The organism is Phenylobacterium sp., from assembly GCF_024508875.1.
GTDB lineage: Bacteria > Pseudomonadota > Alphaproteobacteria > Caulobacterales > Caulobacteraceae > Phenylobacterium.
Window position 1 is genome coordinate 70,668 of the sequence record NZ_JANINU010000330.1, and the last position, 24,720, is coordinate 95,387.

Sequence of the window (24,720 nt, forward strand, 5' to 3'; positions counted from 1 at the left end):
CTTGATGCGCGACGGCGGACGCCTTTCGGCGGCCATTGAGGTCCTGACCGAGATCGAGACGCGGCACAGGCCCGTTCGCCTCGCTCTCAAGGCCTGGGGCGACGCCGCGCGGTACGCGGGCGCCAAGGACCGCGCGTGGGTCTCCGGCCTGGTCCTCGACGTCCTGCGCCGCAAGCGCTCGCTGGCCTGGCGCATGGGGGACGAGAGCGCGCGCGCCGCCGTCCTGGGCGTCCTCGCCTTCGCCTGGGGTTGGCCGGTCGAGAAGATCGCCGAGGCCGCGGCCGACGCGCCGCACGGGCCGGGCGAGCTCACCGACGCCGAATGGTCCGCCCTGCGCGGCGCGGCCGACCTCGACGCCGCCCCTCCGGACGTCCGCGGCGACTACCCCGCCTGGCTCGACGCCTCGTTCGCCCGCGCCTTCGGCGACGCACGGGGCGAGGAGGGGGCGGCGCTGGCCGAGCGCGCGCCGGTCGACCTGCGAGTCAACACGCTGAAGACCGATCCTGATCGCGCGCTGAAGGCGCTGGCGCCCTTCGATCCTGAGCGGCCGGGCCTTTCGCCGAACGCGATCCGCATCGCCGCGCCGGACGCCGCCGCCCGGTCGGGCGCGGTCGAGGCGATCCCGCAATTCGGCAAGGGCTGGTTCGAGGTGCAGGACCTGGGCTCCCAGCTCGCCGCCGCAATGGCCGGCGACGTGAAAGGCCAGCAGGTGCTCGACCTCTGCGCCGGCGGTGGTGGCAAGACCCTCGCCCTCGCCGCCGAGATGGCCAACACGGGCCAGATCTACGCCTACGACAGCGATGCGCGCCGCCTCACCGATACTGTCCGCCGGGGAGAGCGCGCCGGCGTCCGCAACCTCCAGGTCCGCACGCCCCTCAACAAGGATCCGCTCAAGGACCTCCAGGGAAGGATGGACCTCGTCTTCATCGACGCCCCCTGCACGGGCACGGGCTCATGGCGTCGCCACCCCGACACCAAGTGGCGCCTGACCCCCGACGCGCTCGCCAAGCGCCAGCAGGACCAGGACCAGGTGCTGGAAGAGGGGACGAAATACCTCAAGCCCGGCGGCCGGATCGTCTACGTCACCTGCTCGGTGCTTCCCGAGGAGGACGAGGACCGCGTCGAGGCGTTCCTCGCACGCCACCCCGATTTCGCACGCAGGCCGGCCGCCTCGGCGCCCGACCTAGCGCGGCTCCTGACCCCGGCCGGCGACCTGCGCCTGACGCCCCGATCCTCCAACACCGACGGCTTCTATGTGGCCGTGCTGGAAAAGGCCCGATGACCCAATCTCCCCACGCCAAAACCCATCACGAACGCGTCCTGATCGTCGACTTCGGCAGCCAGGTGACCCAGCTTATCGCCCGCCGCCTGCGCGAGAGCGGCGTCTATTGCGAGATCCATCCGTTCGACAAGGTCGAGCCGATGCTGGACAGCTTCGCCCCCAAGGCGGTGATCCTCTCCGGCGGCCCGGCCAGCGCCCATGAGGATGACAGCCCCTCGGCCCCGCAGCGCATCTTCGAGCTCGGCGTCCCAGTGCTCGGCATCTGCTACGGCGAAATGACCATGTGCGCCCAGTTGGGCGGCGCCGTGGAGAGCGGTCACGACCGCGAGTTCGGGCGCGCCGAGATCCAGGTGCAGAAGCAGTCGCCGCTGCTGGAAGGCCTGGGGGACCTCGGCCACACCGAGACGGTCTGGATGAGCCACGGCGACAAGATCACGGCCATCCCGCCGGGCTTCGAGGTGGTCGCCACCTCGGAAGGCTCGCCCTTCGCCATGATCGCCGACGAGGGCCGACGCTTCTACGGCATACAGTTCCACCCCGAGGTCGCCCACACCCCGCGCGGCGCGCTGTTGCTGCGTAACTTCACCCACCGCATCGCCGGCCTCTCCGGCGACTGGACCATGGCCAGCTACCGCCAGGAGCAGGTCGCCAAGATCCGCGAGCAGGTGGGCGAGGCCAAGGTGATCTGCGGCCTCTCGGGCGGCGTCGACAGCTCGGTGGCCGCCGTCCTGATCCACGAGGCCATCGGCGATCAGCTCACCTGCGTGTTCGTCGATACCGGCCTGCTGCGCAAGGACGAGGCGACCCAGGTCGTCACGATGTTCCGCGATCACTACAACATTCCGCTGGTTCATGTTGATGCGTCTGATCTTTTCCTGGGTGAACTGGCCGGCGTCACCGACCCCGAAACCAAGCGCAAGACCATCGGGCGCCTGTTCATCGACGTCTTCGACAAGGAGAGCGCGAAGATCGAGGGCGCGGCCTTCCTGGCCCAGGGCACGCTCTATCCCGACGTCATCGAGAGCGTCTCGGCGCGCGGCGGCCCCTCAGCCGTAATCAAGAGCCACCACAACGTAGGCGGCCTGCCGGACTACATGAAGCTGAAGCTCGTCGAGCCGCTGCGCGAGCTCTTCAAGGACGAGGTCCGCGCCCTGGGCGTCGAGCTGGGATTGCCGCCGCAGTTCGTGGGCCGTCACCCGTTCCCGGGGCCGGGCCTTGCCATCCGCATCCCCGGCGAGATCACGCGCGAGAAGGTCGCCATCCTCCAGCAGGCCGACGCCATCTATCTCGACGAGATCCGCAAGGCCGGCCTCTACGACAGCATCTGGCAAGCCTTCGCCGTCCTGCTGCCGGTGAAGACCGTGGGCGTCATGGGCGATGCGCGGACGTACGAAAGCGTTCTGGCCCTCCGGGCCGTGACCTCCACCGACGGCATGACGGCCGACTTCTTCGAATTCCCGTGGGACGTGTTGGGCCGCTGCGCCACGCGCATCATCAACGAGGTCCGCGGCGTGAATCGCGTCGTCTACGACGTCACCAGCAAGCCGCCCGGCACAATCGAGTGGGAATAGGGAATAAGTCGTCTAAATCAGATAGATATAGCGTTGTATTAGCCTACAATGCTGGGCCCCGCGAAGCCAGGCGCTAGCCTAGGGGCTTCTGGTAGATTTCGCCGTCGCCTTTGGGCTCGGCCATCTTGCGATGCATTTCGGCCTTGACGCTTTCGGGCGTCACTGCCCCCATCACGGCCTGAAGCTTGTTCTTCCAGCCGGCGACCACGTCGCCTTCGCCCTTCTTCATGGCCTCGTAGCCGGTTTTGGCGACCATGGCCGGGTGGTCCTTCTTGCCCTGGCCTACCGAGGTGTCGAGCATGTCGGCGCGCTCGAAGAAGTCGGTGTCAGTCGGCCCGGGCAGCAGGGTGGTGATGCTGACGCCGGTGTCCTTCAGCTCGTTGCGCAGCGCCCAGGCGAAGCTGTCGATGAACGCCTTGGTGCCGTTGTAGACCGCCTGGAACGTGCCGGGCATCAGGCCGGCGATCGAGCCCGTGAACAGCACCATTCCCTGACCCCGCTCGGCCATGCGGCGGACGACGTGTTGCGCCAGATAAAGGGTGCCCGTGATGTTGGTGTCGATCACGTGCCGCCAGTCAGCGACGTCCTGTTCCAGGAAGGCATGTCCCAGTCCATGGCCGGCGTTGGCCATGAGATGATCAACCGGACGGTCGCCGATCACCGACAGCAGGCGATCGACGCCTTCGATGGTGGAAAGGTCGACTTGCACCTGCTCGACCCGCGCCCCTAGCGCCTCGAGCGCCTGCGCGGCCTCGACCAACTCCGGCCGGTCGGCGGCAATGATCAGGTCGAACCCATCCTGTGCGCAGAGCTTGGCGAGTTCGTACCCGATGCCCGACGAGGCGCCGGTGACGACGGAGAGGGGGCGGATCATTTCAGACATCGTGCGACTTCCTTGCCCACGTGGCGCGATGGACCCCGGCAGTCAGGCGACTCGTCCGGCTCGCGCTCGGCGTATCCGTCCGACATGTCGACTCCCTTGAATGGGAACCGAAAGCGGCTCGTGTTGGGCGCTGTTCCGGCGGGCCTCATATGTTGCCTTGATCGGCCCATCGCGCGGCCCACCAAAGCCCCGCGTGGCCCCGACATGCACCAGCCCGCCAGGAATCCACATGAGCAGGCCCGCGAGTTGCTGGTCCTCCGCCGGGCTCAGTCCGAACGGCGGCCATGCCGGGCATCGCGTAGCGCGCCTACCAGGGGCTTTCGGAGAAGGCCGTCAGGGCGCAGAGCGCGCCGACAATCAGTGAGGTCGCGAACGGGCAGACGTCGGCAAGGCCCAGGTTGCGCCATCGCGCTCTAAGACGTTGCCCTAGCCTGAGTTATCCAACCAGCCCTGCTGGTCGGTTCCATACGGCTGCGCAACCCTCGGCTTCGTCAAGGCGTTAGCCGCGCCATGCTTTTCCTTCTCCTGTTCGGCGCCCCGTCCAGTTTCCTGTCGCTCTTCGCGCCCGCGCCTCCGGCCGCCGAAAACTAGAGCCGCCGGCTCCTACCATTTGAGGCGACCAGGAACAGGGCGGCGCCGGCGCCGTTGCGGCTGAACCTTTCAGCCCAGGGTTCCAAAACATGGCCAAGACGCCTCCGAAAACCACGTCCCGCAATAAGGGCAAGGTGGCCGATCCACCTGCCAAGCCGCCGCTTGGCCCGAAGCTGTCCGAAAGCTACGCAGAGCCCCAGGCGTTGGGGGGCGAGACCCATCAGATCGCTGGCGCCGATGTCGCGACCCTGACCACGAGCCAGGGCGCGCCGGTTGCGGACGATCAGAACACCCTCCGCCAAGGCGCGCGGGGGCCCGCGCTGCTGGAAGACTTCCATTTCCGGGAAAAGATCTTCCACTTCGACCACGAACGGATCCCAGAGCGGGTCGTTCATGCGCGCGGCTATGGCGCTCACGGCTTCTTCGAGTTGACGGAGTCGCTGGCCGACATCACCCGCGCGGACATATTCCAGCGTGTCGGCGAGCGGACGGAGGCCTTCGTCCGCTTTTCCACCGTCGTCGGCAACAAGGGGTCGTTCGACCTGGCGCGAGACGTGCGCGGCTTCGCCGTCAAGCTCTACACCCGCGAAGGCAACTGGGACCTGGTGGGGAACAACATCCCCGTCTTCTTCATCCAGGACGCGATCAAGTTCCCCGACGTTGTGCACGCCGCCAAGCCGGAGCCGGACCGGGAATTCCCGCAGGCGCAGACCGCACACGACAACTTCTGGGACTTCATCTCGCTAACGCCTGAGAGCATGCACATGGTCATGTGGATCATGTCCGACCGGACGATCCCGCGATCGTATCGGTTCATGGAGGGGTTCGGGGTCCACACGTTCCGCCTGCTCGATGCGGAGGGACGCTCGACGTTCGTGAAGTTCCACTGGAAGCCAAGACTGGGCCTGCAGTCGGTGGTCTGGAACGAGGCGGTGAAGATCAATGGCGCCGATCCGGACTTTCACCGCCGGGATCTTTGGGACGCGATCAACCTGGGGGCCTTTCCCGAATGGGATCTCGGGCTGCAACTGTTCGACCAGGACTTCGCCGACCAGTTCGACTTCGACGTGCTCGACCCGACGAAGATCATTCCCGAGGAAATCCTTCCGGTGCGGGTTGTCGGCCGGCTGGTGCTGGACCGGGTGGTCGACAACTTCTTCGCGGAGACTGAACAGGTGGCGTTCTGCACCCAGAACGTTCCGCCCGGGATCGACTTCTCGAACGATCCGCTGCTCCAGGGGCGGAACTTCTCGTACCTGGACACCCAGCTGAAGCGGCTGGGCGGCCCGAACTTCACCCATTTGCCGATCAATGCGCCGCGGTGCCCGTTCGCGAACTTCCAGCAGGACGGCCACATGGCCTTCTTCAATCCGAAGGGGCGCGTGAACTACGAGCCCAATAGCTGGGGCGCCGAAGGCGGCCCGCGAGAGAACCCCGAGCGTGGCTTTCGCAGCTTCACCGAAGAGGCGGACGGGCCGAAGGTTCGGCTGCGGGCGGAAAGCTTCGCTGACCACTACAGCCAGGCGCGCCAGTTCTACCTCAGCCAGACGGCGATCGAGCAGAAGCATATCGGCGACGCCCTGACCTTCGAGCTCAGCAAGGTGGAGCGGCCCGACATCCGGGCGCGGATGGTCTCCCACCTGATCAACATCGATCCCGGCCTCGCCGGCACGGTCGCCAACGGCCTCGGCCTGACAGAGCTGCCGCTGCCCGCCCAGGCCGCCCAGCCGACCCGCGAAGACCTGCCCCCGTCACCCGCGCTTAGTATCGTCCAGCGTGGGCCCGGCTCGCTGATGGGCCGCAAGCTGGGTGTCCTGCTCACCGACGGCGCCGACGCGGCGCTTTATGACGCCCTGGTGAAGGCCGCGGCGAAGGCCGGTGCTGTGGTCGAGGTCGTGGCCCCGAAGATTGCCGGCGCGGTCCTCTCCGACGGCCAGCTCGTTCCGGCGCGGCAGAAGATCGATGGCGGACCGTCGGTGCTATTCGATGCCGTGGCCGTGCTGGCCTCTCCGGAAGGGGCGGCGCTGCTGGCGGGTGATGGGGCGGCGAAGGACTTCGTCAACGACGCCTTCGGCCACTGCAAGTTCATCGGCTACAGCGAAGCGGCCGAACGGCTGTTCGAGAAGGCTGGCCTGCTGCCGGACCTGGACGAAGGGTGCCTGAAGCTGGCGTCGGCGAAGGATGCGAGAGCCTTCATCGACGCCTGCGGACCGCTGCGGTTTTGGCCGCGCGAACTCAAGGTCGACCTGGACGCGAAGGCCTGAAGGAAGGGTGGCGTCGGTGCGAGCCGGCGTCACCGCCTAGGCTGCCTGCGAAGCGCAGCTCCGTTCGCTGCGGGTGATCTCGCGCACCACGAAGGCGGCGGCGGTCGCTCTTGTCGGCGCCCGACCGGATGCGCGCAGCCGGCCGTCGGGGCCGTATGACTCCCACACCCAGGCGTCCCCTTCCTGGAAAATGGCGAAGCCGTAGGCGGCGCAGTGGGCGCGCGTCATGGGCACTCGATGAACCTCGCAAAACGGATGGGGCGAACGTGACGCGGTCCGGCCCGTTCCAGCAGCCTGCAACTGGCGAGGGGAGGGGGCATGTCAGGATGCCGCCCTGGGCCGGCGGGTCTGCAAGCAGAGTTCGTCGCCGGCGCTCAGCACGTGCAGTGCGACGTCGTGCATCGACAGCGCCTGCTCAGTCTTGCCCTCGGCGATGTTGGAGTGGCTGAGCGAGGCCCCGTCGACGCAATAGACAGCGCCGGAGCCGATCACCCGCATCAGTCCGCGTTCGATTATGACCGCGGTGTCCTCATCGATACCAACGCCGAGCACCCGCGGATTGTGCGCCACGGCCCCCAACAGGCGGCCGATCCGACCGCGCTCGGCGAAGTGCTGGTCGATGATCATGTCGCGCACCAGGCCCAGCCCCGGCGCCATGTGCAGGTCGCCAATGCGGTAGGATTCCTGGTTCGCCCCGCGCACCAACATGGTGTCGCTCATCATGGACGCACCGGCCGAGGTTCCAGCGACCACGCCGCCCTCGGCGAGGAGCTTGCGAACAGCGGCCTCGACCGGCGTGTCGCCGATCTGGCTCGAGATGCGCAGTTGATCGCCGCCGGTGAAGAACACGCCTGCGGCGCCTTCGAAGACCTTCAGCTTTTCCGCGTCGGCCGCCTCGGGGCGCTCCTGGACGTAAAGCTCGCGCAACTCCTTGACCCCGAGATCGGAGAAGGCGCGCTCGTAGGCTTCGAAGTAGCCCTCCGGCTCATGGCTCGCGACGGTGGCCAGGACCAGCACGTCTCCCCGCATCCGCTGGGCGACCTCCTTCAGGATCGTCCGCTCTCCGTCCTTGTCCTCATGGCCGCCGATCGCGATCAGAACACCCTCAGCCATGCGTATCCTCTACGCCGGCGATCTCGACGTGAAGGATCGGCGATGGGCCGCGCGCCCATCCGACGGCGAACTGGTCGCCGGTATGGCTCCATCCGATCTGGCCGGTGCGATCCATGGCGATCAAACCCGCGTCTCCACCTACGCGAGCGAGGTGGAGCAGCGCCGCCTCCACGGCCGCCTGCGGAGGCTGGCTGGCCTCCAGCGCCACGATGGTTCGGGCGGCCAGCAGCGTGCGGCTGATGCTTTCGCCGACACCCGTCGCCGCCACGCCGCCGACGAAACTATCGGCGTAGAAGCCGCAGCCGGGCAGGGGCGTGTCGCCGATCCGGCCAGGTCGTGCGTGGGTCAGCCCGCCGGTCGACACGGCGACGGCGATGCGTCCCGCCGTATCGAGCGCGACGCAGCCGACCGTATCGCCGCCGGCAAGCGCGGTAGGCCCGACCGCCGGTGAACGTGTCGGCGCGAGCTGCGCGGCGTTCTCCCCTGCGATCAGCGTCTCCCGCGCGTCGAGCAACTCGCGGGCGATGCGGACGGGATTGCGTACGTCTCGGACGACGCAGACCGCGCCGATGGACAAGTCCGTCCCGTCCATGATCGCCGCATCCATTTCGACTGAACCGTCAGCGCGTCGAACCGAACCCTGGCCGGCGTTGAAGGTGGGATCGTCCTCCATCCTCATCACCGCGGACTCGACGGCGTCGAGTGCCGATCCTCCAGATTCCAACCAGCCCACGGCCGCGCTCAGCGCCGCACTGAGGCCGGCGCGGTTCGGCTCCATTTGGTCTCGGCCGATGGGCTTGCAGCCGCCATGCAGGATGACAGACCAGCCGGTCCGCTCACGCATGCCGCACCCAAGACGCAGGCGTCTCCGCGTATATGGCCGGAATTTCCGGCTTCGACGCTCCGGGCCGAAGAATTTCCGGCGGCGGGATCTCCTCGGGCCGGTTCGTGGCGCTAAAGGCCAGCACGTGGCGCCACATCTCGTCGACTTCAGTCGGTGTGAGCACCACCAAGTCGCCAGGCCGCGCCATGCTCATGCAGGCTTCCGCCGCCGCCAGTTCGTCGGGCACGCGGTGGATCCTGTGCGCTGGGGCGCCGGCGCGTTGCGCGCCCTCGGCCATCAGCGCGATGATCTCGCCTTCCGCGCGGCCGCGACGGCCGGGATCTTCCCGCAGCACGATCTCGTCGAAGGTGTGGGCGGCGATTTCGCCCATCGCCCGCAGGTCCTCGTCACGCCGATCACCCGGCACGCAGACCATGCCGATCTGGCGCCGGTAGGTCGGTCTCAGCTTCACCAGCAGATCGCGCAGCGCCACCAGGCCGGCGGGGTTGTGCGCGTAGTCCATGATCACCCGGAAGCCGTGTCCGTCGAAGATGTTGAGCCGCCCGGGATTCTGCTCGTAGGAGGCGCCGAACGTGGCAAGCGCGAGGCGCACCGTCTGCAGCGAAGCGCCGCCGCCGATCGCCATGCCGGCCGCGGCCAGTGCGTTCTGCACGTTGAATTCGGCCAAGCCGCCCAGCGTGGCTGGGATCTCGCCAGCCCGCATGAGCGGCCTGCGGCGGCCATCCTGGTGGACCACGATCTCGCCGCCAGCGCCGCTGGCCTCGCGCACGACCGCTAGGCCGCCACGCTCGATATGCTCGCGAAGGAACGCCGGCATGGTTTCGCCGCCGCGCAGCGAGAAGAAGGCTGGACTTCCGCCGGCCCTGCGCCGCATGCGGGCCACTAGCACGTCGTCAGCGTTGAGGACGCTGACGCCCGACGGGGCGACGTTCTCGACGACCACCGACTTCACCCACGCCAGGTCTTGGACGGTGTCGACCCCTTTCACGCCGAGGTGGTCGGGAGCGATGTTGGTCACGGCTCCGACGTCGCAACTATCGAAGGCGAGCCCTTCGCGGAGTAGGCCCCCGCGCGCCACTTCGAACACGGCCGCCTCGACCATCGGGTCGCGCAGCACCATGCGCGCGCTGCGGGGACCGGAGGCATCGGCCTTCATGACCAGCTCGGAGTTGACGTACACGCCCGAGGTCGTCGTGAGGCCGACGCTCCGTCCCTCTTGACGCAGGATGTGGGCCAGCATCCGGGCGGTTGTGGACTTCCCGTTGGTGCCAGTAACGGCGAATATCGGAATGCGGCCCGTTTCACCGCTCGGGAACAGCATCCGCACGACGGCCGGCGCCACCGGCCGCGACCGCCCCTCGCTCGGCTCCAGGTGCATGCGGAATCCTGGCGCCGCGTTAACTTCGACCACTCCGCCGCCGATCTCGCGGCAGGACTTGGAGATGTCGGGGCACATGAAATCGATGCCCGCGATGTCGAGCCCGAGCGTCATCGCAGCTCGCACCGCGATGCAGGCGTTGTCCGGGTGGATGTCGTCGGTGCGGTCAACCGCCGTGCCCCCCGTCGAGAGGTTGGCTGTGTTGCGCAGCAACACGCGCTGGCCCGCCGCCGGCACGTCGTCGAGGCTCAGGCCGTGCGCCGCAAGCAGGCTCTTCACCAGCGCATCGACCTTGATCCGCGTCAGCATCTTCTCGTGTCCGTCACCTCGGCGGGGGTCGCGGTTCACCTCGTCGATCAGCTCCGCGATTGTCCGCTTGCCGTCGCCCATGACATGCGCGGGAACTCGCTCTGCGACCGCCACGAGCTCGCCATTGACCACGAGCAGACGGTGGTCGTTGCCATCGAAATGCTGTTCGACGACGACCCTGGGGCTGATTGCAGCCGCCACGACGAAGGCGCGGCGGATGCCCTCGTCGTCCACGAGGTTGGTGGTCACGCCTCTTCCATGATTGCCGTCCAGGGGCTTTACGACCACCGGGCCAACCAGACGCCGAGCTTCTTTGATCGCCTCGTCGGCGCTACGCACCACCGCGCCCCGGGGAACGGGGATACCGGACTGGGCGAGGAGCGTCTTGGTGAGATCCTTGTTCGACGCGGTGTCCACACCGACGAAGGAGGTCCGGCCCGTAATACTGGCGCGGATCCGCTGCTGGTGTCGTCCCCAGCCAAGCTGGACCAGGCTTTGCTCGTCCAGCCGCATGACGGGGATGCCGCGCCTCTTCGCCTCCGCGACGATGGAGCCGGTGGTGGGGCCCAGACCCCGGCGCCGTTCCAGGCGACGTAGCCGCTCGACGGCGGCGTCAGCCGTGAACGGCTCCAACGCCGGCTCGCGCGACAGGAGCTCGAGCCCGACCAGGCCGCGAAGCTTGGCCGGCAGCAAGCCATGCGCAAGCTGTAGCGCAAAGCGCCCGGCCAATAAGCCGACTTCTTCCTCGGCGTACTCGAAGAGGATGTCATAGACGCCGGCCCGCCCCTTGACCGAACGAGTTTTGCCCTTGCTGACGCCGAGGCCGGCGCGCGCCTGCAACTCGATGGCGACATGTTCAACGACGTGCCCGAACCAGGTGCCTTGGTTCAGCCGTTCAACGAAGCCCCCCGCGCGTCTCAGGCTGCAAGCGTGGCCCGCGAGACCCGGCAGCGCCCCCAGTAGTGCGGCGTTGAATCCCTCAAGGGTGTTGGAAGGCCAGGCCTCCAGCGCGCCGAGGTCGACGCGGATGCGCACCATGGGGATCGGGCCATAGACATGTGGCCCCCGGTAGACGGCGCGCTCCAATACATGGATGGGCCCGGCGGGCTGCGAAACTTCAAACGCGACAGACACATGACCTCCCACACTCTGGCCTAGCGAGAATGTCAGGTTGGGCACGGCGTTCCTTGCCGCATCAAATGAGAAGCTACTGATTTAGTTGTATTTTCGTAAGGTTGGCGCTCAGCGCAAAGACGCGGCAGGGCGATTCTAGATGTTTCGCAAACGCCGGAACTTCTGCGGCGGCCGAGCTTTGCGTCACGGATTTCCAGTGTTTTTCCCTGGGGGCTTTCCTGACGGCCAGCATCACCATCTCGGCGCAACGGCGCAGGCGTATCGCGTCGTGATCCCGCAAGCCTTGCCGTCAACGACGGACGCCACCGCCATGCCAAATCGCGAGCACTGGCTGACCCATGTTGCGGTGATGCTGCGGCCGATCTTCTCCCGCAACGGGCTGGAGATCCCCCTTCGGGTGCGGCTCGGTGTCGGCGCGCTGGCGCCCGCGCGCCGCACGCTGGGGGCGTGCTACACCACTTGCGACCGTATGGGCTTTCGCCATGTGACGATCTCCCCCTTCATCGACGATCCGGTCATGGTCGCGGCTGTCCTCGCGCACGAACTCATCCACGCCGCGCTGCCGGCCGACGAGGGCCATGGCCCGCGCTTCCGCGCGGCCGCGCGCGCACTGGGGTTCGAAGGTCGCGCCACGGAGGTGACGATCGGTCCGGCCTTGCGCAGCGAACTGGAGCAGATCGTCGGGCGGGCAGGGCGGTACCCTCACGCGGCGCTCGTCTAGCCATATCGGGCGCGGATTGAGGCGTCGCGCCGAACTTCTCCCGGGCGCAATCCCGGGCCCTCAACGTCCCTCGGCGGGTGGTTCAGCTCATCCAAAGACATGCGAGTGAACCGACGATCCCTTCGGGAATTGCAGTCGGCGAAAGTGCGGGAAGGGAACCATGGATCCTGTGGAGTTTCGCGTGCGGCCGGTCCCCGCCGGGTGGATTCTGGAGGCGTCGGCAAGTCTGGCGCCGTTGGCGTTCCGGGCAGGCGGCGCGGCTGAGCGCAAGGCCGATGCGTTGGCCCAGGCGATGACCTCGGCCGGCGTCGACGCGAAGGTGATCGTCCTCGATCGGGCGGGACAGGTCGCGGGGGTCCGATGGTACTGGGCCGCCGAGCCAGACCTGGCGTTGGCCTAGATGGCCGCCTCCGTGCTCCTGATCGGCGGCTGCGGGTGCGGGGCAGTCCGGTACGAGATTTCCGCCGCGCCGATCGACCCTGGGTACTGTCATTGCGAGACCTGCCGGCGTGTCTCCGGGGCGCCCGTCCTGGCCTACGCGAGCGTGCCAACAGCCGCCTTTCGCGTCACCCGAGGCGCGCTGCGCATCTGGCGCTCCTCGTCGTTCGGGCGGCGAGGCTTCTGCGAAGCCTGCGGGGCGCACCTCACCATGCAGGTCGACGAAGAGCCGGATGTTATCGACGTCACATTGGCATCTCTCGACGATCCGTCGGCTGTCGTGCCGCAGTTCCACATCTGGACGCGCAGCCAAATCCCATGGTTCGAGATCGCCGACGAGAAGCCTCGCTATGCGACCAATCGCGCGGGCACGGCCGGGACGGCCGGCGGCTGAAGCCTCAAACGTTGGTCCGCGGAACGCGCCCCGGCGCCTGCGCGTAGGGTCGGGAGTTTCAGCCGCCGCAGGAGAGCCGCCATGGACACCGAAGAGTCCAGCACCGAAGCCATGGACGACACCCACGCCCGCTTGCTGGCCCTGGAGATGGTGACGTCGGCCGTGCTCAATCAGATCGCGCGAGAGGATTCCCGGGTGATGTCTGTGCTCGAACAGTTGGCCTCGCCCACCAAGCTGCCCGACAGCGAGGCGGCGGGCGGAGCTGACGGCCTGGCGCGCCTGCAGGCGAACGTCGCGCGCCTCGCGTCGGCCATCACGGCGCGACTGTAACCATCGCCGCCGCAAGCGCGCGGCGCCGAACCTGCTCGCGATGGAGTGTGTAGGCGCTCGACGCCAGGATGATCGCGATCCCGCCCAGCGTGACCCCGTCCGGCACGGCTGCGAATACGACCCATGACAGTCCCGTCGATGTGACGAGCTGCGCATAGGTCAGGGGCGCGAGCAGCGAGGCCTCGGCCTGCCGATAGGCGAGGATCATCGAGAGCTGGCCCAGCGCGTAAGCCACGCCCATGGCCGCCGCGAGCATCACCTGGCGCGGCGTGGGCGGCTCGAACCAGGCCGGAGCCGTGAGGCTGAGCAGCGCGAGTCCTGTCAACGCCGACCAGAGCAGGGTGGTGCGGGCGCGCGTCTTCGGTCCCAGTCGCCGCGTCGCCACCATCGCCAGCGCTCCGCACGCCGCCGACGCCAGCGAGAACATTGCCGCGGGATGGAAGGTCTCGCCGCCGGGTCGCACCACCACGAGGACCCCCAGGAGGCCCAGCAGGACCGCGGCCCACCGACGGACGCCGACGGTCTCGCCCAGCAGCGGCACGGACAGGGCGGTGATCAGCGCCGGCGTCACAAAGGATATAGCCGTCGCCTCGGCCACGCCGAGGCGGCTGAGCCCGAGCAGGAAGAAGCTGGCGGACCCCAGCAGAGCGAGGCCCCGCACGAGCTGAAGACGCGGCTGGTGGGCGCGAAAGACCGTCCAGCCGCCCCTGAGCGCAAAGGCGACAGCGACGGCCGAAAGCATCACGTAGCGCAGCCATGTGATCTCCAGTGACGGCAGGTCTGCGCTCAGCCGCTTGGCGGCGATGTCGGATATCGAGAAGAGCGTCACGCCGCCGAGGACAAGGGCCATCGCCGCCCCCGTGGACGACGGGCCCTGAACTCCGAGAAGCGGTCGTAGGGCGATCACGACCCGTCAGCGGGCTCGAGCCGAGCGCGCTCGCCGTGCCTGGCGATCAGCCGCATCGGCTGCCCACGCACCCAGATGCGATCGATTTCGATGGCTTCCCACCCGGCGGGCAGCACGGCGTCCCGGCGGGCCCAGCGTTCGGGATCGCCGCCGTCGGGGATCAGGCCTGGGAAGCCTAACATCAGACCGAGGGCGAACCCGCCGATGTTGGCGAAGAACGGCCCGGCGAGCGGCTGGCCGTCGGAGCGGTCCGGCCGGTACTCCAGGATCTGGCCGAAGCGGCCGTGTTCGAACTGGCCGTAGCCCGCGTCGAGGAGCTGGAGCGCCCGGTCGCGGTCGCCGCACCATGACGCCCAGACGCCGAGCAGGGCCGACAGCATGGGGCTGCCGGCATATTCGTCAGCCCTGGCGAGGTAGAGCTCCAGCGTGGCCTGCGCCTGGTCCGCCGAGAGTCCGCCATCCAACGGGAAGATCCCCATCAGCGGGTCGGGCGTCTCGCCCTTCTCCTCGTCCGGCGCGTAGCCGTCGTGTGACACCACGGCGTTACCATCCATGGGCAGGACGAGCCTTTCAGCGATCTCGGTCCAGGCCGGGTCCACAGGAAGTCCGGCGTCTCCGCAGATCCGCACCGCTTCGCGGAGGACGACCTTGGCCGACAGGTTGACGAAGGCGGGATTGTCCGAGGGCTCCTTGCGCTCAGCCACGCCCATGGCGCGGGGAATCTCGAAGCCGCGCTGCGTACGGCGCGCGCGGGACACCAGCCAATCCGCGACTCCGGCCAGCACGGGCGCGGCCTTCTCCCGCCGAAACCGTTCGTCGCCCGTCAGGTCAGAATAGACGGCGAAGGCGTGCGCGACGTCGAGCGAGACGTGGTCTTCGCGCCAGCTTGCGGACCCTGGCAGGGGCGCCGCCTCGTGGCCGGTGGAGCGGCCGCTTTCCCACGGATACTGGAGACCACGGCGTCCGAAGAGCGCGGCATTGGCGCGCGCGCCTTTCCGATGAGCGTATCGATAGTTGAGAAGCGCGACAGCGGCGTGCGGCTGCAGCAGCGTGACGGGCGGGACGACGAAGGTCTCGATGTCCCACATCACGTGGCCATAGTAATAGTGATAGTCCGGCCAGGCCGCGAGCCCGAAGATCGAGGTCGACGCCAGGGCCGAGGAATGGGTCGAGGCGTTGAGGTAGTACCAGGCCGCATCGGCCAAGGCCTGCCAGCGGGGCTCTGCCCCGACGAGCCGAACCCGGCTCTTCCAGAGCTCCGCCCACTCGTCGCGGTTTTCCTGGCGAAGGGCGTCGAAGCCATCACGCCGCGCCATCGCGGCCAAGCGCGCCGCCTGCAACTCCGGCTGGTGATGCTCTCCGTCCGATACGACGCTGGTGATCTGGCGCAGGCGATAGGTGCGGCCGGGTTCGGCGTCGAACTCGTACGCACTCTCCAAGAGTTGCTCGTGCGCGTCGGGTATGCGCTCCGCCTTCTCGTCGCCGAGGAATTCCGTCACGAACGCAAGGCCTGCGGCTGCTAGGCCGCCGTGACTCGCCCATCGCAGGGCGCCATCGATCTCGGCCTTCTCGAGGCGCGCCTTGTCAGCCAGCAGACCGTCCTCGCGACCATATACCCCCCGCCCATCCAAGCCCGCGCTGAGCCGCAACTTGCAGGCGGCGTCGACCGTCACCCTGATCTCCTGGCAAACCAGGGTCGGACGTCGGCGGCTGCAGAACATGAGTACTTCGATCTCGGCCCTCGCCGAGGCGGTGCGGAAGCCGCCGCGAGTGGTCAGCTCGCCGCTTGAGAAGTCATGGCTCTGCCGCGTGGCGGTGGCCAGATGAGGCGACTGCGACATCCGCACACCGTCGATGCTCAGGTCGCCGCTCAGGGGGAAGGGGGTCCGCGCGGCCGCCTCGATCTTCTCTTCCGGATGTTCGCCGACGAAGCCGTTCAGCATCGCCACGCCCCCGCCCAGCGGAGCCTCGACCACCTTCAGCCCGATAAGGCCATTGGAGATGTAGGCCGGCAGCTCGAAGCGGTCCGTCGAGACCGCATCAGGCGGATTGATCGGCCGATGGGGATCGCTCTGCGGGTCTTGGCTAGGCGGCGACCCTGAGGCCTTGCGCCCGTCCATCAGGTCCATGTGGCGACGTCCGCAGCGTCGATGCTCAATGTATCGCCGCTGATGAAGCGGGCTTCGTCGGTGAGCAGGAACAGCGTGGCGGCGGCCACGTCTTCGGCCTTTACCCACGCATAGCCCATCGGCGTGGCGTCCTTCTTGGCCTCAATGTAGTCGGCGCGGGTCGGATTGTCCTTCTCGGGGACGGCCTCCTTCCAGCGTTGGGGCCCATCCATCATCGGCGTATCCGTCGGTCCGGGCAGGACTACGTTGACCGTTACCCCACTCTCGGCGGCTTCAAGGGCAGCGGTCTTGGCAAGGCCGATGAGGGCCCACTTCGAAGCGACGTAGGGCCCGGCCTCGGGCTCGCCCTTGCGGCCAGCGCCGGAGGCGATCACGACGATGCGGCCACGCCGCTGCGCCGTCATGGCTTTGAGCGCTGGAGCCAGCACGTGGAAGACGCCGTTCACGTTCACCCGGAGCACCGTGGCGAAGGTTACGGGATCCATATCCGCGAGCTTCCCTTCGAGGGTGAGCGCGGCGTTGGCCACGAGAAAGTCCAGCCGACCCAGTTGCTGCGTCGCCCGTTCGACGAGATCCCGCCCGGCGACGGGATCGGCGACGTCGGCCTTGACCGCAACGCACCGCACACCCTCGGTCTCCACCTGACGCACCGTCTCGTCGAAGTCGGCCTGCGTCGCCTTCTCGTATGGCGTGCCGTCCGGCAGGTCTTCGAGGATGTCGCAGAGCACGAGGTCGCAGCCCTCCCGCGCGAGGTAGACCGCGTGCGCGCGGCCGATCCCTCGCGCGGCGCCCGTGATGACGGCGACGCGGCCCTGGAATCGTGGGGTCGACGTGGGCCGCGGCGGAGGGACAGGGTCAGGACTATGGTCGGCCATCACGGCTCCTCGGCAGATTGCGCCAGCGGTGACGAGCGCCGCCGGAGATGTGGCGGCTAGTGGAGTCGCCGCGTGAAGCACACAGCGAGGTCCACGATGTCTGAGGTCTTGCCCCACGGGCCGAGCGCTTCCACGGCGCGACACAGCGAGCCCAGGCGGTGCTCGAGGCTCGCCGCATCCACCGCGGGACAGGCGTCGAGAAGCTGGTCAGCCATGGCCTGAAGCTCAGCCAGCCCGGCCTCGTCTCCCTCTGGGGCCATGATTTCGCACATCCGCCGCAGCGCCGCGGCTATGCCCGTCTCGCTTCCGGGCCAGCCTGGGAGGTCCTCAAGTGTGCGTATCGACATGGTCCGGCAACGCCGTGCGTGGGGGCCGGTTCGGGCGATTCACAAAGGATGGAGGGCCGGTCCGGCGGACGCGGGGCGGCCGAATATGGGCATCGGACAGCTCCCCGGTCAAACATCTCCACCCGGTCGCGCGTTGTGTTCGGCCTGGTCGGGAGACCCTTGCTTGCCGGATTGGCCGAAGCTGTCTTGGCTGGTCCCGCCGGTCGGGGTCTGGCTGGCGAGGTTGCCGCCTCCGCTCGTCTGGGGGTCGTGATGCTTCTGCTGGGATTGTTGCTCCGGCTGCCGCTGTTGGGTGTCGCCGGCTTGCTGTTCGGGACGGCGTTCAGGGTTCTGGTCGGACATCGGTATCTCCATGGATGATCCCGTTTCAACGGGCCGCAAGGGCTCAGGTTCGAGCTTCGCCGATGAAATCGAGGATCAGGCACGGGTGACGACCGCCCCGATCGCCGCGATGCGTTCGACCGTCGCGTAGGCCGGTCGGCGGAGCTCGCCGCCGAAGATGTCCGGATCGATTTCTTCGTACTCCAGACGACAATCGCGACCGGCGGTCTCGTACTCCAGCTTCGCGCGCAGCCGGTCCTCACCGTCCACGACGGGGGCGCCTGTGTACAGGAGCAGCCTGCCCCCCGGTATGAGCCGTTCCATGGCTTGTGCCGCCCAGGCGACGGACAGCTCGATGCCTAGCTCGTCCCCGCCGTCGCTGTACGGGCGTTGGCTGTCTGCGATGAACGGCGGGTTGGCCAGGATCAGGTCGAAGCTTGCATCGTCGGCGCCGGCGCCCGAGGCCTGGAGGGGTGTCGCTGCGACCCCGGCGTGGACCGCGTTGATCCGTGCGAAGCGGAGCGCCGTCGGATTGACGTCGGTAAGGCGAAGTTCCTCGAACTCCCCCAGGGCTTTCGCGGCCGTGATGCCCCCAACCCCAGCGCCAGCGCCCATGTCACACACACGCCGGACCTGACCGCCGTGTAGCTGGGACCGCGTGAAGCGCGCGAAGCGATAGCTGTCGGGGCCTAGGAAAACCCCGCCGTTCTCCCCAGGCGGATAGGCGGAGTGAAGGAAGAGAGCGCCTTCCACGCGGGAGACCCGGATGGTGACCCTGCGCTGCGCGCCCGCATCGCGAACGGCGTCGGCAGCGAGCAACAGGTCTTCAATCTCGCTGCCCAGGCTTCCTGGGCTGAACGGAAGGCTCCAGCCCAGGACGTCCCTGAGATTTCCCGCGCGCGCAACCTCCCGGCGCGACCGCACCGTCCGAAGGGTGGAATTGAGCGGCGTCACGAAGTCGTATCCAAGCGCTTCCAGTGCGCCCAACAGGGAAAGAAGCGCATCGTCGGCGGCGCCAGCGGTCTCAGCGCTCACCGGTTGCGCTTCTCAAGGTAGAGATAGGCCGGGTCGAAGCCCGCAACACGGCGAAGGCTGGCCAGGTCGAAGATGGCAAGCCGGCCGCGACGCAGCTCCGCGACCCCATCGTCCTTGAGCTGCTTGAGCGTACGATTGACGTGGACCGTCGTCAGACCGAGGCACTCGGCGACCGCGCCTTGCGTCAGCGGCAGGGCGTAGCCGCCGTCGTCGGCCAGGCCGACCAACTTGAGGCGCACCTGAAGCTCGCAGAACAGATGCGCCATCCGTTCAAGTGCGGTGCGGCGGCCGAGGGATACCTCCCACTCGCGATGGATGGCGGCGTCAAGGTTGGTCAGGAACCAGTACACGCGACCCAGGTGAGGGTGTTGCTCGGTGATCTCCTGAATTCGGCGATGCGGAAAGAGGGCGATCGAACAGGCGGAGAGGGCGACGACGTCGTGATCCAGTCGCTTCAGCGTGAAGCCGTGAAGGTCGGTGAAGTCGCCCGCGACGTGGAGTTCGGTGATCTGGCGCCGGCCGTCCAAGAGATCCTTCTGCCGGGCTATGACGCCAGACAGCAGGAGGATGGAAACGTCGACCTCCTCGCCGGCCCTGACGAGCACGGTTCCGGGCGATGCGGGCCGGATCACGGAGACGGCGCCGCGGATGGCGGCTTCCTCGGCGGCGCCGATATCGTCGCGCGCCCGCAGCCGCATCAGGTGCCGCTCGATCACCCGTTCGGCTCCGGCGATTTGATTGTCACGGCCTCGGCGTAGGCGACGACCAGAAGGAGCTGCCCGGCGGCGTCCGCAATTTCGATGCGGCCACGCAGGTCCATGACGCCCTCCAAGACCTCGGCGCTCAAGATCGACCGGATGCCCATGACGGCCTGCTCTTTCGCGGCGTCGATGTCGGCGAGGTCCTGACCGGATTCATCAGGAACGGGGCCGGATCCGTTGAAGATGTTGAGATGGAAGCGAGGCATGAGCAGCCAACGTCCGGCGCGTATGCCGGCTCCGGACATCCACCTATGTTGGCGGTGGAGGGTGGTAAGGTGCGGCTTCGCATCGGGAAGCGCCTCGGAGACGCGCCGACGTTCACCTCGCTCATCAGGAGCACCAGGCGGCGGACCCCAATCCGCCGCCTGGCCTGTCGGAGTCTACAGTCCTAGAAGTTCGCCGTGATACCGACGAACAGCCGCCGGCCCAGCAGGTCGTACAGCGGATAGGTATTCGGCAGACCGCCGCCGACGACGGCGCTGGGGACGAGCGGCGGATTGACGTCGAACACGTTGTTGACGCCCGCCCGCAGTCGGACCTTGTCGTTCAGGTCCCAGATGCCCGCGACGTCGAAATAGTTCACCGCCCGGATCTTGCTGATGAACGGGTTCGGCGGGCCGGCGAGCTGGTCGTCACTGGACAGGTTCTCGTACTTGGTCTTGCCCCAGTAGCGCCACGCAACCGACAGCGTCGCGTCCACGCCCGGGATCGTCCAGTTCACCCGCGCAGTGTGGCGCCACTTCGGATAGATCGTCCCGCAACTTGAGCCGAAATAGCCGGCGCAGTCGTAGGAGGGGTCGCCGGGCAGCGAGGTATTCGACTGTTTGGTGAGCAGCGATCCTGCCAAGTCGAACGAGATCCCGCCCCACTTGTCCACGCCCCAGTCTTCGAGCGGCAGCCTGTAGTTCGCTTGGATGTCGAAGCCTTCGTTGACGCTCTTGGCGACGTTGACGGTCTGGCCGTTGATGAAGCCGCCCGACGCCGCCGTCGTCCCGAACAGCGTGCCGTTCACAGGGTTGCGCACCACCTGCGAGCAGAAGAACTCGTCGCCCGTCTCCAGGCAGCGATCGAGGATGATCTCCAGCGGGATCGTCCCGATGATGTTGCCGATCTTGATGCGGTAGTAGTCGACGCTCGCCGTGAAGCCCGGCAGGAAACCGCGGCCGGGTGGTGAAGCCCACGGTGAAGGTCTTGGCGACTTCCGGCGTCAGGTCGGTGTTGCCGCCGGTCAGCACGGCGCACTGGTTGGCGGGGCACTGCGGGATCACGCCGTACTGCGCCGCCGTGACGCCAGTGTTTGCGCAGGCCGCCGCGGAGGCGGGGCTCGCGGCGTTCCGCGCGCAGGGATCTTCCGGCACGTCGCTGGTATTGGTCACCGACTGCGGCGTGTAGAGCTCAAGGATGTTCGGGGCGCGGATGGCCTTGTTGTAGGAGCCGCGGAACCGGATGTCTTCGATCGGCTGCCACTGCAAGCCGACCTTGTAGGTCTTGGCCTGGATCCCGGTGGAGTAGTCCGAGTAGCGATAGCCGCCTTCGAAAAGGATCTCCTGGGCGAACGGCATGTCGTTGATCAGCGGGGCCCGCACCTCGGCGTAGGCCTCGGCCGCGCGCAGGCTGTTGTTGATCCGCACCGAGGCGCCGCCGGAGCCCGAGAGGTCGCCGCTTTCGGACGCTGCGTCCGGCGAGAACTCCAGGTGGTCACGGCGCTGCGTCACGCCGAACGCGACGCCGACTCCGTTCGTGGCCCACGGCGACTTGATGCCGTATTCGCCCAGGTCGCCGTTGACGGTGGCTTCGATGATGCGTTCGGTCGTCGTGCCGCTCTGGGTTCCGAGGATCGTCAGCGCGCTGGCGGCCTCGGGGCTGACGCCGCCGTCGGCGAAGATGTTGTAAGGCACGCAGCCGGCGTTCCCCGACAGACACGTCGGATTGGCCGCGGTGCCGCCGACCAGCAGCGCGTCCTGGATCCGCTGGAGGCTCAGGTAGTTCTCGACCCGGCTGGCAAGCTTCGTGCGGTAGTAGGACCCGTAGATGTCGTACGACCAGGGCCCGGCGATCTTGCCCCGCGAGCCGAAGACGACGCGATAGTTCGTGTGGTCGTAGAACGAGTTGCGAGGCCCGCCTTCTACGTTCCGGCGGCCGAAGTACAGGTCGACCGTGTCGCCCGCGGCGATGTTGGCCGGCGTGCAGCCCAGGGCCGTCTGTTGCTGGCCGCTCAGGAAGGGGTTGTTGCAGTTGACGAGGAAGCCGCCCGAGGCGGTCACGCCGCTGCCCTGGAACAGTGCGCTGGGCGCAATGTTCACGTTCGACTCGCTGCTCATGAAATTGAAGCTCGAGTAGAGCTCGGCGTGTTCGTTCAGCTTGTAGTTGGCGAAGTAGCCGGCCGTGTACCGCGTATTGTCCTGGATCAGGTACATGTAGGGGTTGGAATTGAAGACGGCCGGAGGGGTGGTGCCCGGCGTGCCGTAGGGCACGAACCGATTGCCCAGCACAGCGGCCGCGTCGGACTCCGGCACGCCATCGCCGTCCAGATCCAGCAGCGCGCCACTTGCCGGGTAGAGGATGTTCGAGTTGGACGAGCCGCCGCAGAAGCCGTTCCCCGAGGCGTCGACGTTCAACTGGCAAGCCGAGTAGTCGCGCGCGCCCTGCCGCACCGGCTTCTGCTTCGAATAGGTGAAGAACGCGGTGACGTTGCCCCGACCCTCCGGAGCGTTGAAGCCCATGAGGATGCTGTAGTCGGCCGACTTGCCGTCCCACCGCTTGCCCGGAATGAACTGTCCGCTGTCGGACAGGATGTCCTGCATGCGGTCGCTATGCTGGCTGTGCTGGTAGACGCCGTATTGGGCGTCGAGTTGCACGCCCTCGAAGTTCCGCTTCATGATGAAGTTGACGACGCCCCCGACAGCGTCCGAGCCATAGACGGCCGAGGCGCCGCCCGTCAGGACTTCCACTCGCTCGATCAATTGCGACGGGATTTGGTTGATGTCGGGCGCCGGATTGGGATTGCCGGTGTTCGGGTCGCCCAGTCCAAGGCGACGCCCATCCACCAGCACGAGGGTGCGCTGAGGGCCAAGGCCGCGCAGATTGACCGTCGAGACGCCGCCAGGCCCGCTCAGCGGATCGGAAGTCGGGCCGAGGTCGACGCCGGGGTTCTGCGTGACCTGGGGTAGTTGGTTCAGGATGTCGATGGTCTGGGGCCGGCCGCCCAGCAGGACCTCCTGGCTGCCAACGACCTGGATCGGGCTGGCGCTCTCCATGTTCGGCTGCGGGATCCGCGTGCCGGTGACGACGATTTCCGAGACCTCACCGCCCGTGTCCGCCGTCTGGGCTGCGGCCTGCGTCGCGCCCAGGCCGAGAACGGCCACGCTGCAAATGAAGGTCGACGCCAGAAGGCGCTCCCGCTGAGTCTTGATCTTCACGCTACATCCTCCCGTGGCGCGCCTCGCGGCGGCCGCCCCGTATCGAAATGACGATTGTCGAAAACAAACTGGTTCCGGTTAGCCAGCGGGTTCGGAAATGCGTCAACTTACATCAGATGGGCGAGAGTAATGGTCTGATTGGTGTCGCATTATGGTCACATAAATCGCGTCCAGGGCGACACGAATAAAATATTTCGATGTGCGATGAGTGGTGTTCGTGGAACCAATGTGCCTCGACGAGAATGAGGTGACGCTTCACAGAAGCATGTAAGGCGACAAAATACAGTCGAGCTTGTTCAAGCGAGGAAAGTTATGGTCAAGGTTGCTGGGTGTTGAAGATCGCTTTGCTGATCACACTCGCGCTTGCGGCGCCCGCCGCGGCGCCCGCCAGGTTCGAGACGGGCGAGGTCATGCTCAAGGACCTCGCGGAATGCGGGAAGCTCGCCGACGGCGCCGCTGAGCTCGACTGCTACCGGAGGGCGGCGGGCGCGTTGGTCCGAGCCGAGGCGACCGGGGCGATCATCGTCGTGGACCGCGAAGAGGCGAGAGAGGTGCGCCGCCAGAGCTTTGGACTCTCGCTGCCCTCGCTTGCGCTTTTCGACAAGGGTTCGCCGGACGCCGAGCTGGACTCGGTCGTCGATCAGGTCCGCGCCGCGCGTCAGGATGGCACGGGACGCTGGGTGCTGCAGCTGAACAGTAGCGGAACCTGGATACAGGTCGAGACTGTCCCGCTCCGGACCAGACCGACGACCGGCTCGACGGTCGCCATCAACCGCGCCGCGCTCGGAAGCTATAAGATGAGGATCGGCGACCAGAACGCCGTGCGGGTGAGACGGATAGAGTAGCGGCCGGCTGCGGTCGTCCGTCGTCACCCGCACGTCGCGCGCCCAGCATGATCCCAGGCGCTCCAGGATCGAAAGAGCTGGTCGGCTCATCGGCGCCTTCCGGACCTCGCCGCGCCAGATAAGTCGATCGCAAACCACCTCGGGGCCGGCGCCTTCGGGGCGCGGCGTACCGGCGCGCCCGATGCCGAAGCAATCGGACCCACCCATCAATTCCAAAGTCCGGGAACCAACCGGGGCGCGACGGGCTGAGGGTGGCCCGCGAATAGGAGAGCCACATGAGCCTCGATGCCCCACCGCCCAAGGCGCGCCGCCGCAAGCCTGCGGCGGCATCGCCGCCTGGATTCCATGAGGCTGCGCCGTCGGCGGAGGCGCCGGCGACCGCACCAACCCGGGTCTTCAACCTTCCGGGCGGCAAGACCATGACCTTGTCCACCGATCGCGTGCGCGCCACGCCGGCGATCGCGCCGCAAGTCTCGTTCGCCCTGGGACAGAACGCTTTGGGGCTTGGGCTCTGGGGCCTGTTCGCACCCAAGGGAGTCAACAGCTTCCTGGGCCTGACCAACAGTCCACAGGCGACGCAGGTGCTGTTCGGCGCTCGCGAGCTGGCGACCGGCATGGTGCTGTTCTCGGATCCCACGCGGGCCAGCGCGCTCTGGGCGCGCGTGGCGGGCGACGCCTTCGACATCGCCCTGCTGAGCCGCCTGACGCGGCGCGACAATCCAAAGCGCGGGAACGCCCGCCTCGCTCTGGGCGTGGTGTTGGCGGTCGCGGCGCTCGACCTGTTCGCCGCCATTCGAATGTCGAACGTGAAACGGGCCGGTTGAGGAGA

23 protein-coding genes and 1 pseudogene are annotated in these 24,720 nt (G+C 67.5%); 9 read left to right on the forward strand and 15 right to left on the reverse strand.

Annotation, left to right across the window (positions count from 1 at the left end; translation table 11 throughout):
• Nucleotides 1-4: 4 nt before the first annotated feature.
• Nucleotides 5-1,282 (forward strand): RsmB/NOP family class I SAM-dependent RNA methyltransferase, encoded by a 1,278-nt coding sequence (locus Q0L11_RS21535; RefSeq protein WP_296600005.1) that lies wholly within the window; start codon nucleotides 5-7, stop codon nucleotides 1,280-1,282.
• The gene (gene guaA, locus Q0L11_RS21540) at nucleotides 1,279-2,853 is read left to right on the forward strand and encodes a glutamine-hydrolyzing GMP synthase (RefSeq protein ID WP_296600007.1); all 1,575 of its coding nucleotides are present in this window, start codon (nucleotides 1,279-1,281) and stop codon (nucleotides 2,851-2,853) included. Before Q0L11_RS21535 ends, guaA begins: the two co-directional genes overlap by 4 nt.
• Before the next feature lie 73 nt (nucleotides 2,854-2,926).
• On the opposite strand, the gene Q0L11_RS21545 is transcribed toward guaA, so the two are convergent.
• The gene (locus Q0L11_RS21545; RefSeq protein WP_296600009.1) at nucleotides 2,927-3,727 is read right to left on the reverse strand and encodes an SDR family oxidoreductase; all 801 of its coding nucleotides are present in this window, start codon (nucleotides 3,725-3,727) and stop codon (nucleotides 2,927-2,929) included.
• 773 nt (nucleotides 3,728-4,500) lie between these two features.
• Here Q0L11_RS21545 and Q0L11_RS21550 point away from each other — a divergent pair.
• Nucleotides 4,501-6,591, forward strand: a complete 2,091-nt coding sequence (locus Q0L11_RS21550) for a catalase (RefSeq protein ID WP_296600077.1) — start codon at nucleotides 4,501-4,503, stop codon at nucleotides 6,589-6,591.
• Between the two features lie 36 nt (nucleotides 6,592-6,627).
• Here Q0L11_RS21550 and Q0L11_RS21555 read toward each other — a convergent pair whose 3' ends face one another.
• From Q0L11_RS21555 to cphA, 4 genes are all read right to left on the reverse strand, one after another.
• Nucleotides 6,628-6,819 (reverse strand): hypothetical protein, encoded by a 192-nt coding sequence (locus Q0L11_RS21555; protein WP_296600011.1) that lies wholly within the window; start codon nucleotides 6,817-6,819, stop codon nucleotides 6,628-6,630.
• A gap of 93 nt (nucleotides 6,820-6,912) precedes the next feature.
• Nucleotides 6,913-7,704, reverse strand: a complete 792-nt coding sequence (locus tag Q0L11_RS21560) for a cyanophycinase (protein ID WP_296600012.1) — start codon at nucleotides 7,702-7,704, stop codon at nucleotides 6,913-6,915.
• Complete coding sequence (locus Q0L11_RS21565; protein WP_296600013.1) at nucleotides 7,697-8,548, reverse strand: isoaspartyl peptidase/L-asparaginase family protein; 852 nt, start codon at nucleotides 8,546-8,548, stop codon at nucleotides 7,697-7,699. Before Q0L11_RS21565 ends, Q0L11_RS21560 begins: the two co-directional genes overlap by 8 nt.
• Nucleotides 8,541-11,369 carry a cyanophycin synthetase gene (gene cphA / locus Q0L11_RS21570; RefSeq protein WP_296600014.1) on the reverse strand — a complete coding sequence of 943 codons (2,829 nt, stop codon included), beginning with the start codon at nucleotides 11,367-11,369 and terminating at the stop codon, nucleotides 8,541-8,543. The genes Q0L11_RS21565 and cphA overlap by 8 nt, the downstream gene beginning before the upstream one ends.
• Nucleotides 11,370-11,508: 139 nt before the next feature.
• On the opposite strand from cphA, the gene Q0L11_RS21575 reads away from it, so the two are divergent.
• The 4 genes from Q0L11_RS21575 to Q0L11_RS21590 all read left to right on the forward strand — a co-directional run bounded on the left by Q0L11_RS21575 (nucleotide 11,509) and on the right by Q0L11_RS21590 (nucleotide 13,252).
• Nucleotides 11,509-12,090 (forward strand): SprT-like domain-containing protein, encoded by a 582-nt coding sequence (locus Q0L11_RS21575; RefSeq protein WP_296600015.1) that lies wholly within the window; start codon nucleotides 11,509-11,511, stop codon nucleotides 12,088-12,090.
• A gap of 160 nt (nucleotides 12,091-12,250) precedes the next feature.
• Nucleotides 12,251-12,490 carry a hypothetical protein gene (locus Q0L11_RS21580; protein ID WP_296600016.1) on the forward strand — a complete coding sequence of 80 codons (240 nt, stop codon included), beginning with the start codon at nucleotides 12,251-12,253 and terminating at the stop codon, nucleotides 12,488-12,490.
• Complete coding sequence (locus tag Q0L11_RS21585) at nucleotides 12,491-12,922, forward strand: GFA family protein (RefSeq protein ID WP_296600017.1); 432 nt, start codon at nucleotides 12,491-12,493, stop codon at nucleotides 12,920-12,922.
• Between the two features lie 81 nt (nucleotides 12,923-13,003).
• The gene (locus tag Q0L11_RS21590; RefSeq protein ID WP_296600019.1) at nucleotides 13,004-13,252 is read left to right on the forward strand and encodes a hypothetical protein; all 249 of its coding nucleotides are present in this window, start codon (nucleotides 13,004-13,006) and stop codon (nucleotides 13,250-13,252) included.
• Here Q0L11_RS21590 and Q0L11_RS21595 read toward each other — a convergent pair.
• From Q0L11_RS21595 to Q0L11_RS21640, 10 genes and pseudogenes are all read right to left on the reverse strand, one after another.
• Nucleotides 13,236-14,102, reverse strand: coding sequence for a DMT family transporter (locus tag Q0L11_RS21595; protein WP_296600021.1), 867 nt, complete (start codon nucleotides 14,100-14,102; stop codon nucleotides 13,236-13,238). The genes Q0L11_RS21590 and Q0L11_RS21595 overlap by 17 nt on opposite strands.
• A 53-nt stretch (nucleotides 14,103-14,155) precedes the next feature.
• Entirely contained in the window at nucleotides 14,156-16,288 is a 2,133-nt protein-coding gene (locus tag Q0L11_RS21600; protein ID WP_296600024.1) for a glycoside hydrolase family 65 protein, read from the reverse strand.
• The gene (locus Q0L11_RS21605; protein WP_296600026.1) at nucleotides 16,279-17,163 is read right to left on the reverse strand and encodes an SDR family NAD(P)-dependent oxidoreductase; all 885 of its coding nucleotides are present in this window, start codon (nucleotides 17,161-17,163) and stop codon (nucleotides 16,279-16,281) included. Before Q0L11_RS21605 ends, Q0L11_RS21600 begins: the two co-directional genes overlap by 10 nt.
• A 56-nt stretch (nucleotides 17,164-17,219) precedes the next feature.
• Nucleotides 17,220-17,423, reverse strand: a complete 204-nt coding sequence (locus Q0L11_RS21610) for a hypothetical protein (RefSeq protein WP_296600028.1) — start codon at nucleotides 17,421-17,423, stop codon at nucleotides 17,220-17,222.
• Between the two features lie 195 nt (nucleotides 17,424-17,618).
• Nucleotides 17,619-17,852, reverse strand: a complete 234-nt coding sequence (locus Q0L11_RS21615; protein ID WP_296600029.1) for a hypothetical protein — start codon at nucleotides 17,850-17,852, stop codon at nucleotides 17,619-17,621.
• A gap of 75 nt (nucleotides 17,853-17,927) precedes the next feature.
• A complete protein-coding gene (locus Q0L11_RS21620; protein ID WP_296600031.1) occupies nucleotides 17,928-18,866 on the reverse strand; it encodes a methyltransferase in 939 nt (312 codons plus the stop codon).
• Nucleotides 18,863-19,582, reverse strand: a complete 720-nt coding sequence (locus Q0L11_RS21625) for a Crp/Fnr family transcriptional regulator (protein WP_296600033.1) — start codon at nucleotides 19,580-19,582, stop codon at nucleotides 18,863-18,865. Before Q0L11_RS21625 ends, Q0L11_RS21620 begins: the two co-directional genes overlap by 4 nt.
• The gene (locus tag Q0L11_RS21630) at nucleotides 19,579-19,872 is read right to left on the reverse strand and encodes a hypothetical protein (RefSeq protein ID WP_296600036.1); all 294 of its coding nucleotides are present in this window, start codon (nucleotides 19,870-19,872) and stop codon (nucleotides 19,579-19,581) included. Before Q0L11_RS21630 ends, Q0L11_RS21625 begins: the two co-directional genes overlap by 4 nt.
• A 143-nt stretch (nucleotides 19,873-20,015) precedes the next feature.
• Entirely contained in the window at nucleotides 20,016-20,780 is a 765-nt protein-coding gene (locus Q0L11_RS21635) for a TonB-dependent receptor (RefSeq protein WP_367183475.1), read from the reverse strand.
• A gap of 28 nt (nucleotides 20,781-20,808) precedes the next feature.
• Nucleotides 20,809-22,884 (reverse strand): annotated as a pseudogene (locus tag Q0L11_RS21640) (TonB-dependent receptor); the annotation flags it as partial.
• A gap of 506 nt (nucleotides 22,885-23,390) precedes the next feature.
• On the opposite strand from Q0L11_RS21640, the gene Q0L11_RS21645 reads away from it, so the two are divergent.
• Both Q0L11_RS21645 and Q0L11_RS21650 read left to right on the forward strand, forming a co-directional pair.
• Nucleotides 23,391-23,891: a hypothetical protein gene (locus Q0L11_RS21645; RefSeq protein ID WP_296600038.1), complete on the forward strand. Its 501-nt coding sequence runs from the start codon at nucleotides 23,391-23,393 to the stop codon at nucleotides 23,889-23,891.
• Between the two features lie 275 nt (nucleotides 23,892-24,166).
• Entirely contained in the window at nucleotides 24,167-24,715 is a 549-nt protein-coding gene (locus Q0L11_RS21650) for a hypothetical protein (RefSeq protein ID WP_296600041.1), read from the forward strand.
• Nucleotides 24,716-24,720 lie beyond the last annotated feature (5 nt).